Source organism: Kushneria sp. EE4 (assembly GCF_977968315.1).
The window spans coordinates 3284766-3300434 of the sequence record NZ_OZ386212.1 but is presented as its reverse complement, the minus strand read 5'-3'; the positions used below and the strand labels follow the sequence as shown (position 1 = coordinate 3300434).

Annotated in this window: 12 protein-coding genes and 1 pseudogene; 7 read left to right on the top strand and 6 right to left on the bottom strand. The window is 58.2% G+C overall.

Annotated features, from left to right (window positions below):
- Window positions 1-7: 7 nt before the first annotated feature.
- Window positions 8-574, bottom strand: coding sequence for a DUF1993 domain-containing protein (locus ACXMYO_RS14925; RefSeq protein ID WP_457809298.1), 567 nt, complete (start codon window positions 572-574; stop codon window positions 8-10).
- 526 nt (window positions 575-1100) lie between these two features.
- Window positions 1101-2756, bottom strand: a complete 1656-nt coding sequence (locus tag ACXMYO_RS14920; protein WP_457809297.1) for a P-loop ATPase, Sll1717 family — start codon at window positions 2754-2756, stop codon at window positions 1101-1103.
- Window positions 2757-3261: 505 nt separating this feature from the next.
- On the opposite strand from ACXMYO_RS14920, the gene ACXMYO_RS14915 reads away from it, so the two are divergent.
- From ACXMYO_RS14915 to ACXMYO_RS14905, 3 genes are all read left to right on the top strand, one after another.
- Window positions 3262-4572, top strand: a complete 1311-nt coding sequence (locus ACXMYO_RS14915) for a DUF3100 domain-containing protein (RefSeq protein WP_457809296.1) — start codon at window positions 3262-3264, stop codon at window positions 4570-4572.
- A gap of 75 nt (window positions 4573-4647) precedes the next feature.
- Entirely contained in the window at window positions 4648-5520 is an 873-nt protein-coding gene (locus ACXMYO_RS14910; protein ID WP_457809295.1) for an NAD(P)-dependent oxidoreductase, read from the top strand.
- 13 nt (window positions 5521-5533) lie between these two features.
- Window positions 5534-7096: an aldehyde dehydrogenase family protein gene (locus ACXMYO_RS14905; protein WP_457809294.1), complete on the top strand. Its 1563-nt coding sequence runs from the start codon at window positions 5534-5536 to the stop codon at window positions 7094-7096.
- A 121-nt stretch (window positions 7097-7217) separates the two neighbouring features.
- Here ACXMYO_RS14905 and ACXMYO_RS14900 read toward each other — a convergent pair whose 3' ends face one another.
- Window positions 7218-7919 carry an FMN-dependent NADH-azoreductase gene (locus ACXMYO_RS14900; RefSeq protein ID WP_115854299.1) on the bottom strand — a complete coding sequence of 234 codons (702 nt, stop codon included), beginning with the start codon at window positions 7917-7919 and terminating at the stop codon, window positions 7218-7220.
- Between the two features lie 118 nt (window positions 7920-8037).
- Here ACXMYO_RS14900 and ACXMYO_RS14895 point away from each other — a divergent pair.
- Window positions 8038-8943, top strand: a pseudogene (locus tag ACXMYO_RS14895) (LysR substrate-binding domain-containing protein).
- A gap of 616 nt (window positions 8944-9559) precedes the next feature.
- On the opposite strand, the gene ACXMYO_RS14890 reads toward ACXMYO_RS14895, so the two are convergent.
- The 3 genes from ACXMYO_RS14890 to fhuE all read right to left on the bottom strand — a co-directional run bounded on the left by ACXMYO_RS14890 (window position 9560) and on the right by fhuE (window position 13068).
- Window positions 9560-10342: a carbon-nitrogen hydrolase family protein gene (locus ACXMYO_RS14890; RefSeq protein ID WP_457809293.1), complete on the bottom strand. Its 783-nt coding sequence runs from the start codon at window positions 10340-10342 to the stop codon at window positions 9560-9562.
- 81 nt (window positions 10343-10423) lie between these two features.
- Window positions 10424-10792: a putative signal transducing protein gene (locus ACXMYO_RS14885; RefSeq protein WP_457809292.1), complete on the bottom strand. Its 369-nt coding sequence runs from the start codon at window positions 10790-10792 to the stop codon at window positions 10424-10426.
- Window positions 10793-10899: 107 nt separating this feature from the next.
- A complete protein-coding gene (gene fhuE, locus ACXMYO_RS14880; protein WP_457809291.1) occupies window positions 10900-13068 on the bottom strand; it encodes a ferric-rhodotorulic acid/ferric-coprogen receptor FhuE in 2169 nt (722 codons plus the stop codon).
- A 254-nt stretch (window positions 13069-13322) separates the two neighbouring features.
- On the opposite strand from fhuE, the gene bioB reads away from it, so the two are divergent.
- From bioB to ACXMYO_RS14865, 3 genes are all read left to right on the top strand, one after another.
- Window positions 13323-14396, top strand: a complete 1074-nt coding sequence (bioB, locus tag ACXMYO_RS14875) for a biotin synthase BioB (protein WP_457809290.1) — start codon at window positions 13323-13325, stop codon at window positions 14394-14396.
- A 61-nt stretch (window positions 14397-14457) separates the two neighbouring features.
- Complete coding sequence (gene pepE / locus ACXMYO_RS14870; RefSeq protein ID WP_457809289.1) at window positions 14458-15165, top strand: dipeptidase PepE; 708 nt, start codon at window positions 14458-14460, stop codon at window positions 15163-15165.
- 138 nt (window positions 15166-15303) lie between these two features.
- The gene (locus ACXMYO_RS14865; protein ID WP_457809288.1) at window positions 15304-15636 is read left to right on the top strand and encodes an antibiotic biosynthesis monooxygenase family protein; all 333 of its coding nucleotides are present in this window, start codon (window positions 15304-15306) and stop codon (window positions 15634-15636) included.
- The last annotated feature ends 33 nt before the right edge of the window (window positions 15637-15669 follow it).

Sequence of the window (15669 nt, the reverse complement as noted above, 5' to 3'; positions counted from 1 at the left end):
CCCCCGGTCAACGTTGATGGATCGTTTCCGGACGAATACAGGGAAACATGTGCGCGATGTAGTCGGCCTTGCCAAGTTCTACCTTCTCGCTGCGCAGGATCGAATAGGCGGTCATGAGGTGGAAATAAAACTGGGACAGCACCCAGTCGCGAGCATACTGCTCGGCGCTTAGATCAAGAACCATGCCGTTGGGCAGCTCATGTATCAGTGGCTGGTTCGCGTTCACATCCAGGCCGTCCGGGTCGAGCCCCTCGAGCAGCGCCATGGCGTCCTCGATCCGGGTTTGAGCGTCTGCCAACGAACCGGGACGCTCGCCGGCATCGACGCCTTCATCACGCAGTTCCCTGATGGAATCCGGAAGCGCCTCTCCCCTGAGCCGACATACGGCCTCGTGCACCTGCACGCAGGCAAATCGAATCTGGGTCGACAGGGGAAACATGTCCGGCACGAGACGCGCGGACAGCAGCGCCTGCGCCTGGTCTTCCGGCATCTGCCTTTGCGCTTTCTCGAGCCAGCCCGAGAGCGTGCCCAGCATTTGTGTAAAGGTCGGAACCAGCAGCGTTGTGAGTGACATGAGGTGTCTTCCTGATGATTGAAGAATGACGCACTGTCCGTCACACAAACGACATTCGGACCGGTACGCCTTGCATCGAGATATTGAGGCTACGCCGGCATCGAGCGTGCCAGGGCAAAGGCAGGCGGTGATGCGCCCTGATACTGGCATGATCATCATAGCGGGGTCAGAGCGGGATCGTGCTTATTCATTCGACGTGGAGCACGCATCCGGCGCAAGGATACGAACTCATCGTCGCCCGGCATACCCAACAACTGGATGGGTTACTCAACGACCATGAAAATCAAAGGCAGCCAAGTGGCGATTCGCGCTGAGTGGGTTGAGGCAGGAGAGGTGGCGAGTATAACGATTGTTGGAAAAGGCTTAAAGTTACTGGTACGGCAAGAGTGATGCTAGATAGCCAAGCGCATGAGATGGTGGCAACACTGATGAAAGAATGGGGCTTTATGAAGGGCCTATGCAGGCCCTATAATTGATAACATCCAAAACCAGTACTAGTTGCAAAAAACAATAGAAACATAAAAAATCAGGAGCGCCCTTTACCAAAATTAGCTATATTCTTTTTATCAACTACTTCGAGAGCATTCCTGAACATTTTATGAACTTTTATTTGATTAGCTCTTTTAACCTCGCTTTTTGATATTCTTGGCTGATCTATATGCGACCAAATAAAAGTATTCAATGTGCTTATTTTAATACCTACCATTCCAACATGATAAAGACACATTAATATTTGCGAAACGACATCTGCTTCGCTCATCCTACTATTTGGCTCGTACATTTTTCTGATTGCTATTGCACATGAACCCTGTCCATCATCGCTAGATAGCTCAATAGCTGCTTCCTCAATTTTTGATCCTGAAATATTTGACCTATTAAACGGCTCATAAATTCCACGCAATATCTCTGCAACCACTTCTAGCTCAGGATAATATTCAGACCACTCTTCCTTCAAAGATTTAAGCCGTTTTGTCGAGTAGTTAGCTTCTGCAGCATATATAGCCCTCCAAGAAATTCTTGGCCGATCTGCCGCAACATGAAAGCACTCATTACAAAATTGTATGGCATCTCTAGGCCGAAAAAGTGTGCGTTCAATAATATAATCTACGGCTTCTCCAGTTTCACCCTTTTGAGGGGTCGGAAACACTTCATTAAAAGTAACCGCGGCCGATGTATACTGGCGTCGGTACACCTCTTTTACTCTTGCAGACAACAACCCTTTTAAATCTTCTTTACTCCAAATTATTGGCACTAAATAAGCTTCATATTTTTCTTCTTGAAAACCAGAATCTCTAGTTTTATCGAAAACCAAATCAAGCAAATCCCTCCTTAAAGCAGTCACTATCTTGATTTGAGGTATTCTTCTTAGAGATTTCGTTTCTTCGATTAATGCTCTTATGAACCTGCATCTTGTTTCCGTTTCTGCCCAATCCTCGTCTAGCTTATCTATTAATATGTAATATCGCTTTTGTTTGTCATTAAAAGCGAATTCAGACAAGAGATCCAAAACCTCATTTAATCGCTTAATCTGTATTCCGCTAACCACTTGTGTAGCTAAAGACTTTATCTCAGACCTAACTTCTTTGCTTAACGATTTAGCTCCATCTAAAGATATATCTACATTTTCAAACTTAGAGCCAAGCTTTGCCCTTATATCTTTTGTAAATTTCGTAGTTAGCTCTTGCAACTGCTCATCAGTTTCGAGCCAGAAACGGTCACCCCAATCAGAAAAATATTCAACTGCACGCTTTTTCACAGAGTCACGACTAGCCCATTGGCTAATACGTGTTAGCAAGCCTTGATTTTCAGCCTCATTCCTTAGATTATACCTAAGCTTTAACAACTCAACAGTTAAAATATGTCGCCAAAGAATCCTGTAGAACAAGTCTAGCTTCACATCTAACTCATTAAAAAATTGAATTATATTCGAATGCTCTAAAAACCTAATAGATATATCATTAGGATCGAGCATTACTGAGTGCTCAACATCTAATGATATTTTATAAAGCAACGCGCTTTTGCCAGACCCCGTTCTACCAAGTACGACCGAGGCAGGAGATTGAATATCAAGAAGGTCTCCTAACTGACCATTATCTACAAAACAAGTAGCTAGAAGATCTGAGTCAGCTTCTGCATCTAACTCTCCAATCTTCAATCCCTTTTTGATCTTTATAGAATCCATTCTACCATATGCTCCTTACATCTCTGCCCGCTATGGTTGGTAGATGACATTCTGAACATTTTCATCTACTCATTAAACAATCAGTCAGCTTAGAAAACATTTAAAGACACTACTGCAGTATATACCCAGCGTTACTTATGCTTACATTGTATATTAGTCGCTACTGCGAGCCTAACCTTCTTTGATTCAACGTCATGCATGACCTTCTAACTGCCGAGCTTAATAAGGCATGGCCCACCATTGCACACTTTATCAACTGGCTGCTGGAGGCCGCCCGCTGCGACCGGAAGACGCTCGGCACCGACCGTTGAGTATGTAAAAGGAGGCCGGGTAGCGAGTGTGAAGGCATATCGAAGGTTTCCATGGCCGCGTCATATCGCCGCCCTTTCCCATTACCTCCGAGTCGTTGATACTGACAGGCCTCGTGACGCACACGAGCCCCATACAACAGGCGCCGGCCGGTCATGACCTGCCATTAGCCAAACAACACCATGGGAACACTGTCATGAATGCTGCCAACCGGGCGTCACCGCTCGATCTGCTACGTCTGCATGTACTGGTCGTCATCCTTTCGCTGATTGCGGAGTGGATCGGCATCATCAGGATTCCGTTAGGCGTCGGGACGCTGTTACTGCTGCCGCTGTTTTATGCCTTTTTGCTGGCGATTGCGCTCAACCCGCACCTTTCCAGACGGGTGCATCCGCTGGTGCCGCCGCGCCTGAGTACGGCGGCCTCGCCGCTCATCCTGATGGCGATCATGCCGTTTATCGCCCGCTTTGGCTCCACCATCGGGCCGTCGATCGATCAGATCATTAGCGCCGGGCCGGCCCTGATCCTTCAGGAGCTGGGCAATCTGGGGACGATGCTGATCGCGCTGCCCTTTGCCGTGCTGGTGCTGAAAATGGGCCGCGAATCGATCGGGGCGACCTATTCGATCGCGCGCGAGCCCAATATTGCGATCATCTCGGACCGCTACGGCCTCAAGGGGCCGGAGGGCATCGGCGTGATGGGCGTCTATGTGGTCGGCACCATGTTCGGCACCCTCTGGTTTGCGCTAATGGCGGGCTTTCTCGGCTCGGCGGGCTGGTTTGACCCGAGGGCGCTGGCGATGGCCTGCGGGGTGGGCAGTGGCAGCATGGTGGCGGCCTGTTCGGGCGCGCTTGCCGAAGCGGTGCCCGCCATGCGCGAGGAACTGCTGGCCTTTGCCGGCGCCAGTAACCTTTTGACCTATGCCACCGGGCTGTATGTGTCACTGTTTATCGCCCTGCCGGTCGCGGAGTGGCTCTACAAGCGTCTGAGCGTCAGAAAAGGGGCCGGGGCCGGCGTGGATGTTGAAGCACCCGATACCGCCAGTGTCGCTGATACCGCGGCCGAGCCACGCCCCGAGCAGCAGCTGGGCCATACCGCCGCGATGCTGGCCGCCGTGTGCGCGGTGGGCTGGATCACCAACGTGGTCAGCTCGGGCACGCTGTGGGGCGCCCTGCCCGGCATGATCATTCTCTATGTCATGAGCCTGATCGGGCTGGTGATTACCCGAATCGTGCCCTTTTACCTGCCGGCGATCGCCTGGATTTCGCTGGTCAGCATCCTCATGACCCTGCCGTTTTTCCCCGGCAGTGCCTGGCTGGTGGAGCAGCTTTCACAGGTCAATTTCCTGGCCATCGTCACGCCTGTGCTGGCCTACGCCGGTTTTGCCCTGTCACAGCAGGAGTTCAGCATGTTCCGCCGTACCGGCTGGAAGCTGGTGCTGGTCTCGCTGCTGGTGTTTACCGGCACCTATCTCGGCTCGGCGGTGGTCGCCCAGCTGCTGCTCTGATCCGCGACGGTGTGGCCCCCTCCTGACTCGGAGCGCCACACCGACGTTTACACCTGTCGCATCACGGAGAAACGCATGTCCATAAAGATCGTCGTCATTGGCCTGGGGCAGATGGGAGGCAACATGGCGCTCACGCTCAAGCGTGCCGGCTTTGATGTCACCGGTATCGACGCCGATGAGCAGACTCGCCAGCGCCTGAGTGATCAGGGGCTGACCGTTGCCAGTGACGCTGCGCTGCCCTACGCCGAGGTCTATCTGCTGTCACTGCCTACTGCAGCCCATGTGCGCACGGTGATCGAGTCAAGTCCCGGGCTTGTCGAACACGCCGCTAAAGGCAGTGTGGTGATGGACACCTCGACCAGTGACCCGGTCGTCAGCCGCGAACTGGCGCAGAAAGTCGTGGCGGCCGGCCTTGAATGGCTGGATGCCCCGGTCAGCGGTGGCCCGAAGGGCGCCGCCGAGGGCCGGATGGGAATGCTGCTGGGTGGCGAGGCCGCCACCATCGAGCGCGTGGCCCCTGTGCTCGAGGCGCTGTCGGCGCGCTACACCCATGTCGGCCCGGCCGGCAGCGGTCACGTGGTGAAACTGGCCAACAACTATCTGTGCGCGACCAACCTGATCGCCACCGGCGAGGCCATCGCCATGGCGGCCAGGGCCGGCGTCGATCCAGCCGCCTGTCTGGCCGGGCTCAACAGCGGCTCGGGGCGCAGCGCGGTCAGCGAGGTCAACTTCCCCGAGTGGATTCTCTCCGAGCGATTCGACTCGGGCTTTACCACCGGACTGATGCGCAAGGATCTGCGTCTGGCCCGTGACGCCGCCGAGCAGCTGGACTCCCCGATGGCCCTTTTGAATCACGTGGTCGAACGCTGGCATGCGGCGCACGACATCGAGGATCAGGACGACTTCAACCGCATCGCCGATGCCCTTCTCGCCACCGCCCGCAAGTAACAGGAGCCCTGTCATGTCAACCACGACTGCACTGGATGAACGCGCCCGGACCCATCTTGAGACCCTGCTCGATCACTTCGGGCTGAGCCGCAACGCCGCCCCGGCGAGCAACTGGATCGATGGCGAGGCCGTCACCGGCCAGGGCGAGCCGGTCACGCTGCGCAACCCGGTCACCGGTAACGTGCTGGTGAGCTATCCCGATGCCGGCCAGGCACTGGTGTCGCGCGCCGTCAGTGCCGGCACCCGGGCTCAGGTGGAATGGATCGCACTGACTGCCAGCGCCCGCGGCCGGCACATGAACGCCGCCGTGCGGGCGCTCGAGGGAGAAGAAGAACGGCTTGCACAACTTGAAAGCGTGGTGGCCGGCAAGCCGATCAGCGACTGCCGTGGCGAGGTCGGCAAGGTGCGCGAGATGTTCGAGTACTACGCCGGCTGGTGTGACAAGCAGCACGGTGAGGTGATTCCGGTGCCGACCTCGCATCTCAACTACGTGCGCCACGTGCCCTATGGCGTGGTGGGTCAGATCACGCCGTGGAACGCGCCGATGTTCACCTGCGCCTGGCAGCTGGCGCCCGCCATCGCCGCCGGCAACGCAGCGGTGCTCAAGCCTTCGGAGCTGACGCCCTTTACCTCGGTAGTGGTTGCGAAACTGCTGGAAAGCGGCGGGTTGCCGAAAGGACTAATCAACATCGTCAACGGCGTGGGGCCGACTACCGGTACGGCCCTGACCGACCATGCGGGCATTTCGAAGCTGGTCTTTGTCGGCTCGCCGGACAGCGGGCGCCTGATCGCCCAAGCGAGTGCCCGACGGCTGGTGCCGAGCGTGCTGGAGCTTGGCGGCAAGTCCGCCAATATCATCTTCAATGATGCCCGCCTGGATGACGCCGTTGCCGGCGCGCAGGCCGCCATCTTCGCCGCCGCCGGGCAGAGCTGCGTGGCGGGGTCACGGCTTTTGATACAGCGTGACAGTTTCGACGAAGTCGTTGAGCGACTGGGACGCGCCGCCGCACAGATTCCAGTCGGCCTGCCGGAGGAGGACGCCACCCGCATGGGCCCGCTGCAAAACGCGCAGCAGTTCGAGCGCGTCACGGCCATGATCGACGCCGCCGTTGAGGCCGGTGCACGGATCGTGACCGGCGGCCACCGCCCGCACGGCCTGCCCGAAGGCGCCAGCGGCTATTTTCTGGCCCCTGTCGTGCTCGCCGATGTGACGCCGGACATGGCCATCGCCTGTGAAGAGGTCTTCGGCCCGGTGCTGGTTGCCATGGCCTTTGATGAGGAGTCGGATGCCGTGCAACTGGCCAACGCCACTCGCTTTGGCCTGGCCGGCGCCGTGTGGACGCAGGACGTTGCGCGCGCTCACCGGGTGGCCGGCAAACTGCGCGCCGGCACGGTCTGGATCAACAGCTACAAGGCGATCAACGTGATGTCGCCGTTTGGCGGCTTCGGCGACAGCGGCTTTGGCCGCTCCAGCGGGCTGGAGGGGCTGAAGGAGTACACCATCCCCCAGAGTGTCTGGGTAGAAACCGGCGAGCAGGCAAGCGTGGCGATGGGGTATGGCAACGGGGTTGGGTGAGCAAGGCCCTCCAGGTACTGCATGACGCAAAAGCCCACCGTTCGGTGGGCTTTTTGTACTGCAACAGAATGTCCCATCGCGGGCGTCACGCCCCACGGTGGCAGAGCACTGTATCCTGTTTTCAAACCGGCTCAGGGGTTGGCATGTCCTGCATCGCTGCCTGCAGTTCTCTCACGAGCCGTTCAACATTCTGCCGCGCCTGGGCAATCGATTGCGCCAGCACGTCGCCACCGATTTCCTGCCCCTCAATGGCGATGGTGTGAATACGGGTAATGCCGATGAACCCAAGCGCTGAAACAAGATTGGGCTCCAGATGATTCATGTGGGCCATCGCCTGGCCCGGTGCCATGTTCACACCGCCTCTGGCCGTAAGGATGACCGCGTGACGCTCTCGATCCGTAAGCCCCGGAATATAGGGGTCGAGCGGGTTGTTTCTGTCTATCCCCACCGTGCGCTCGGCTCTGATGATCTGATCGACCCACGCCTTGAGGGCGGCAGGCATGCCGAAGTTATAAAGCGGCGTACCAATCACCAGAATGTCTGATGCGATCAGCTCATCGACCAGCTGATCGCTTTCTTTCAGCGCCTCTTTCATCCAGGGCTTTCGCTGCGCTTCGGGGGTGAACGCCGATGCGATCCAGTCGTGGCTGATAAAGGAAGGCGGATGCTGGCCTATATCGCGGTAGGTGACCGTGTCGCAGGCGCGGCGTGACTGCCATTGGCTGACAAAATGGTGGGACAGCTGGCGACTATGAGAGCCATGATGATCGGTTCCGGCGATACCGGGGCGAGCGCTGGCGTCCATATGCAGAATATGCGGCATGGGTAGTCTCCCTTTAAGCTGAACTCATCTATGCTGAGCAACAGATGCAGCTTATGCGGGCGCTATACACCGCAACAAACGACCATTTCTTGCCGGTATAAATGAATAGAACTCATCCATGAGCGCGCAACGATTGCCCTCGCTGTCTGCCCTTCGAGCCTTTTAAGCGGCGGCTCGCCATGAAAGTGCCAAGCAGGCAGCCCTGGAGCTGTCGGTTACGGCCACGGCCATCAGTCATCAGGTTCGGGGGCTTGAAGAGGCGCTGGGCATGGCCCTATTTATCCGCAGGCCTAGACAGCTTGAACTAACGCCGCAGGGTCGGGAACTCCAAAAAGTGCTGGAAGCCTCGTTCGATAACATCAGCCATGTAATCGAACGCCTGAGCACCCTGCCACAGCGCCGAGCCATTACCCTGTCAACGACACCCGTCGTTGCCGTACGCTGGCTGCTCCCCTGGGTGTATCGACTGCGCGAATCCCACCCCGACATTGATCTGAGACTTCATGCCTCCCACGAGCCCGTAGCGCTGGACGGGGTCACCGCTGACCTTGCCATTCGCCATGGCGATGGACGCTGGCCCGGGATGGTTGCCGAAAAGCTGTTTAATACCACCTTGATGCCTGCCTGCAGCCCGGGGCTTTTTCAGCACGCCGGGCAAGATGTCTCACGGTATCCGCTGATTCACTTTCGACCTCAGGGCATATTTATCTCGCCCATGGACTGGCCGGGATATCAAAAATTCGCCGGACTAGCCGAGTTAAATATCGACGCCGGTCTGGCGTTCTCTGATGAAAACCACGCTATCTCGGCGGCGGTGGGTGGTCAGGGCGTCATGCTGATGAGCCGTCAACTGATTGAAGACGAGCTGGCGGAAGGGCGCCTGGTGCACCCTTTCGGTCCCGAGCTGGAAGACCGCGCCTTCTTTCTGGTCTACCCGGAGAGCCGCCGCAATGACCCGACGATTCTGGCTATTCAGGACTGGGTGATGGCAGTGCCCGGGAAATTATCGGAGTATTCAGGTTGATCACGCATCACTCGAGCCCTGTCGCTGCTCATCAGGCAAAGCTCGTCCTGACACACCATCCAGTGCCCCGCTGATAATCGTTATAGAGCGGCATGTTCTCGCATCCTCTATGACCTACGACCCGCTGACACCCGCTAACGGCCGTGCCCATTTTATGGACTGGCAGCTTAAATAGGCCTCAAGCCCGAACAGGTAGCCGGTCGGCCAAACATCCAATTTTTGGCGGGCAGTGGCTCAGAAACACCCTAGCTGTGGTTACATAAAAGCCCACCATGCGGTGGGCTTCGGAGTGAAAATAAGTGGATACGTCAATTCTTACAGCCATTCTTGTCACAGGTAATTCTGCTTCCTGAAGATACCCAATGATCTGAATGATCTTTTGTATCAAAGCCACAGCCGGTTTTTCCGCCTTTATTACCGCTGTGAACGACACCAGTCGGTATGTGCTTGACAGCCATAAGACCTCCTTTAATTAGAGAAAACACAATAAAATAATTACATAAAATAACAATGAGACTTTCGCTCAATAATCTGTAAAAAAGACGTTAGCTCTGTTAAATGCACATATAAAAGCCCACCGTTTGGTGGGCTTCTTATGCGACTGACAGGATACTTCTCAAAAGGCGCCTTCCATCGAGACAACGTTCCCCGAAGCATACTCCAGTGACCCGCCGTTAATCGTGCAGAGCACCAGAGCGGCATCATTGCCTTCAGCACCAACCACCCGCTCGCCACGGGCATTCCACCCGCCGCTTTTGCCGCAGGTCTGCCAGCCGCCCGTACTGGAAATGTGGTTGGAAAGCAGCACCGGGAACTGATGGCGCTGGGCAATTCCGGCGAGCAGTTGCGCATCTGTCTCATAACCCGCGTCTGAAATCAGCGCACTGACAAGGTACACATCCGCCTGTTGCGCGGCGGCGGCATCGCTATGGGCGCGATGGGCAAAGTCAGCGCAGATCGCCAGCGCGATGCGTACGCCGTTGACGGTAAACAGGTAGCTGTCATGACCCGGCGAGCAGTACGCCTCCTCCCCATCATGCAGGTGCTGCTTGGCGTAAAGCGCTCGCTCACCACTGGGAAAGCAGATGACCGCCCCGATGCGGGGCTTGCCGCCGTCATTGATCAGCGGACAGCCTGCAATCACGACCATGTTGTGGGTCGTGGCGGCCGCGCATAGCGTGTCAAAGGTCTCGGCACTTCTGGACATGGCAAGCGGCGCTAGCAGATCCGGCTCGTACCCGATGAGCAAGAGCTCGGGGAACACGATCACATCGGCGCCGTGGTGAGCCGCCTGCTCGATATAACGCAAATGCGTGGCCAGGTTATCGGACACGGCGCCCCTGATGACCGGGAGTTGTGCCAGTGCAATGGTGATGTCGTCATTGGTGCCGCCGGTCATGTTCAATCATCTCCTGTGTCGATCTTCGAGATATATAAGCCATAAATCATCGGCTTCACGCTACAGGAGATAAAAGGGCCGTCATGTTCTGACCTTCGATGACGGCACTGGAAACACCACGCCGGTCACCGCCCAGCAGGCAGTCACCAACACCCGCCAGCCGTAAAAGCGCACCGCGCTGCGCGGCGGCGGACCCTCCGCTTGAGTGGCGGATTCAGCCAGCCGATGCGCCTGATAATCGGTGAGCACCTCGCATGCCGCATCAAGATCATTCGGCATGATCTGCACCTTCACCCCACCAAGTGCGATCTCCCACATCCACTGCATCGTGATCAGGTGCTCATCGGCAATGAAGGCTGCAAGACCACGCGATTCAAGCAGACCCTTGAACAAATGGGCCTCAAAGGGATAAGTAAAGCGAACGAGGGTGGCGAGCGAACCAGTGGGCATCCCGAGGCTCCACGAATATGACGGTGGCCCCGAGTGTCGCACGGCAACATGAATTGATTCGAATAAAGCGGCCGACAGGGCTGTCGGCCGCGCTTTTTTCTCAAAGACTAGAACGAGTACGTCAGCGTAGAGGTAATGTTCATCGGCTCGCCGTAGACACCGTAACCGTCGAGGTAGCTGTAGTACTTCTTGTCGAAGAGGTTACGCACGTTGACCTGCAGCGAGAGATCCGGCGTGAAGGCGTAGCGCCCGAAGAGGTTGACCAGCGTGTAGCTGCCCTGCTCGACCTTCTCATCGCCCTGCGGCCCGGCCACATCACGCTCGAAAGTGTGACTCTGCCAGTTGAACCCGCCGCCCACGGTCAGCGGCTCCCACTGCGGGACGCGGTAGCTGGCAAACAGATTCGCCTGGGTGCGTGGCCGGTCGGAATTGAAATCGCCCTGCGCCGAGGTCGCCGTGTAGTGCGTCAAACCGGCGGTCATGTCGAGATTGTCGGTGACCGCACCGGTCACTTCGGCCTCGAACCCTTCGCTGACCACGTCACTGACCGGCGTTGCGGTGCTGATCAGGGAACCGGGCGTGCTGACCACATCGGCCACGTTGTCCTGCTCGAGTCGGAACACCGAGAAGGAGGCGTTGAGCAGACCGTCAAACCAGGCCGCCTTGACGCCGGTTTCGTAGTTCTTGCCCTTGAGCGGGTCGAGATAGCCGTTGGCGCCTTCCAGGCGATAGCTTTGCGGCTGGAAGATTTCGGTATAGCTGGCGTAGACCGACCACACATCGTTGAGGTCGTAGATCAGGCCACCATAGGGGGTGACATCGCTTTCGCTCTGCGAGTCGTTGCCCAGCGTGCTCGCCCAGGTTCTGCTGTGCCAGTCGGTATAGCGCGCGCCGACGATCAGCGTCAGCGGATCCGTCAGCGAGAACCTGGCCGCGGTATAGACGGATTTCTGCTGGGTGCTGGCCCGCTCGGAGGGCGAGAAACTTCCCCAGCCCGTGTTGGGCGCTGAGCCGTTCCAGTTGTCGAGGTCGTTGACGGGGAAGCCATCGATGAAGCGGTTCTCGTACTCGTTGCTCTGGTCCGCGTAGCTGCCGCCGACAACCAGCTCATGCTGGCGCCCCATCAGCTCAAAGGGGCCGTTGGCGTAGACATCGACCGAATCGACTTTCCGCTTGCCCTTGTTCCAGCCGGTATAGAACAGGGTGCCCTGTCCGGTTTCACGGTCGGGAAACCCGGAAGGATAAGCCAGCTTGCCATCCATCTCGGTCTTTTCGTGCGTGGCGTTGCCGTGCAGTGTCCAGTCATTGGCAAAGCGATGCTCCAGCCCGGCAAAGACCTTCTCCGACTCGAAGTCGTAATAGGACCAGTCCGGCGCCACGCTGAACGAGCGGGTGTAGTTGGTGCGCCCGCCGTCGCTGTACCACAGCGGGAAGCCGCCCCAGGTGGGCGAGCTGGTGTGCGTGTTCTGGTAGTCGTAACCGACCGAGACGGTGGTGTTCTCGGTGACATCGGCATCGATAATGCCGTAGCCGAACTTCTTGCGACTGCCGTAGCGATCCAGGGAGCCGTCGCCGTCCTCATAGCCACCGATAAAGCGGGCGCGAACGTCGCCGGATTCGGTCAGCGGCGTGGTGACATCCACCACGCCGCGCTGCTTGTCCCGGCTGCCCAGCGTGCCGGACACGGAGCCCATCAGTTCGCGGCTGTCGGCGTGCTTGCGCACGAAGTTGACCGAGGCGCCCGGGTTACCGGCACCGGTCATCAAACCATTGGCGCCCTTGACCACTTCAATTCGGTCGTAGATCGCCGTGTTCTGCGCCCCCTCGCCGAAATACCAGCGGCTGTCTGTATTCAGCGTCGGGATGCCGTCGTACTGATAGCTGTTGATATCAAAACCGCGGGCGGAAAAGCGGACCCGGTCGCTGTCGATACGCCGGGCCGAAACGCCGGTCGTGTTGACCAGCGCATCTTCGATCGTCTCGAGATTCTGATCCCGAAGGCGCTGCTCGGTCATGATGCTGACCGTCTGCGGGATCTCCTTCGGCGCCAGATTCATGCGCGTGCCGGCACTGGTCACGTGACGGGTGTAACCGACGTTGTCGTAAAGATTGGTGGCCGTGACGGTGAGGGTATCGATGTCATCGGCCTGGGCGATGATGGGCGTGACTAGACAAGCACCGGTAGTGACAAGTGTCAGAACGCGGCGGCCGGCAATGCCGCGATGGCGTGAGTGCCGAGCGTCCAGCGCCCGCCCACGACAGGATGGCTTTTTCATGATGTCCCTTGCTGGCGCGTCTGGCGCGCCGTTTATCGGTGTTATGGCTCCGGGATTTTGATGAAACAGCCGTTGCAAAGTCAATGCAGATAAAAACTATTCTTTTTTACACTCGAAAATTGTTCTCATTGGCTCGCTTTGCCTGATCGACGCACCTGACAGGCTTTATCGTTAACCTTTCAAATATTTGAAGTTGACCAACGGGGCTGGCAAGGTATTCGTCACCTTTAAAAATACTTCAGGTTAACAACGCCATGCCCACCCCTGATCACGGCTCTCCCCGCCCCGAGCAATATCGACACGACTGGCAGCGCCACGAGATCGAGGCGCTGCTCACCCTGCCCTTCAACGAGCTGCTGTTCCGGGCGCAGGGCGTGCATCAAAAGCACTTCGATCCCAATGCCGTGCAGATCTCGACGCTTTTGTCGATCAAGACCGGGGCCTGCCCGGAGGACTGCAAGTACTGCCCGCAGTCCGGGCACTACAACACCGGCCTTGCGCGCGAAAAACTGATGCAGGTCGAGGCCGTGCTGGAAGAAGCGCGTCGGGCGAAGGCCGTGGGGGCCAGTCGCTTCTGCATGGGGGCGGCGTGGAAGAACCCGCGCGCCAGGGACATGCCGTACGTGCTGGAGATGGTGCGCGGCGTACGCGCCATGGGGCTGGAAACCTGCATGACGCTGGGCATGCTGAGCCGTGATCAGGCGCAGGCGCTGGAGGGCGCCGGGCTTGATTACTACAACCACAACCTGGACACCTCACCGGAGTACTACGGCGAGATCATCACGACCCGCACCTATGCCGAACGGCTTGAAACGCTGGATCACGTCCGCCAGGCCGGCATGAAGATCTGCTCCGGCGGCATTCTGGGCATGGGCGAGAGCGTGAGTGATCGCGCCGGCCTCTTGCAGCAGCTGGCCAACCTGCCCACCCATCCGGAGAGTGTGCCGATCAACATGCTGATCCGCATCGAAGGCACCCCGCTTGCGCACGTCGAGGATCTCGACCCGATCGAGTTCGTCCGCACCATCGCCGTTGCCCGTATCGTGATGCCCGCCTCTCACGTGCGCCTGGCGGCCGGGCGCGAGCTGATGAGCGACGAGACCCAGGCACTGGCCTTTTTCGCCGGCGCCAACTCGATCTTTTACGGCGAGCGGCTGTTGACGGCGCAGAACCCGCAGGCCGACCACGACCGGCGTCTGTTCGAGCGGCTGGGGCTCTATCCGGAGCAGCGACACGATGTAAGTGATGCCACTCACGAAGCGGTGCTGGATGAGCAGCTGTATCGCGCGCGCGTCGATGCCCTGGCCGTAGACGCCTCTCGATCCTGACGGGCGGCTACATTGATGGTGTCATTACAGGAGAACGACATGTCGCGACTTCAGCAGCGCCATGTCCGGTGACACCGGCTATCTGGAATATACCCGCCCCCTGATCGACGATTTCCTGAGCGCGCACCCCGTGCCGATCACGCGGGCGCTGTTTATCCCACATGCCAGCGTCAGCCGCGGCTTTGATGTCTATCTCGATAACGTTCGTCGAGCGCTCGAGCCCACGGGCATCCCCCTTGAAAGCCTTCACAACAGCGATGACCCTGTGGCGGCGGTGCGCAGCGCCCAGGCGCTCATCGTCGGCGGCGGCAATACCTTTGCGCTGGTCAGCCGGCTGTACGAGGCTGGTGTGATGGAGATCATCCGCGAGCGCGTACTTGAAGGGCTGCCCTATATCGGCTGGAGTGCCGGTGCCAACATCGCAGGTCCCACCCTGTGCACCACCAATGACATGCCCATCATCGAGCCGCCGAGCTTTCGCACGCTTGCGCTGGTGCCCTTTCAGATCAATCCGCACTTTATTGCCGGCAAAAGCGCCGGGCATCACGGTGAAAGCCGCGAAGAGCGTCTGACGGAGTATCTGGCGCTCAATGCCTCGATGCAGGTGGTGGCCCTGCCGGAAGGCGCGGCCCTGCGGCGGGAAGGCGATCGTTTCGACCTGCCGGGCGAGCATGACGCCTGGCTGTTCACCGATCAGGGCAAGCAGAGGCTTCCAGCGGGTGAGACCTGTCACGCCCTGCTCGACCCCGTCGCCGCCGATACGCCATAAGCGATGCGCATCTTGCCCCGATGCCTGCAAGGTGCCATCGTCTTGCCATGAGCGGGCGCGCGGTGCGCCCGATGGTTGAAAATGACCGGCGGGCGCGCGGTGCGCCCGGCGTATTGACGATGTACAGGAGCGTGTCCGGTGTTTATTGCCATGAACCGTTTTCGGGTCAATCCCGAACGTGTGGAAGAGTTCGAAACGCTGTGGCTTGAGCGTGAAAGCCATCTCAAGGGCCTGCCCGGCTTCGTCGAGTTTCATATGCTGCGCGGCCCGGCAGAAGAGGATCACGTGCTCTACGCCTCGCACACGATCTGGCGCTCACGCGAGGATTTCGACGCCTGGACCCACTCCGAGGCCTTTCGCGCCGCGCATGCCAATGCCGGCCAGAGCCGCCGCGAGGGGCTCTATCTGGGGCCGCCGAAGTTCGAAGGCTTTGAGGTGATCCAGACCATCAGCGAGACGGACCCGGCCTGATCGCGTGATCGGTTCATCCACTGCGGAGCATTG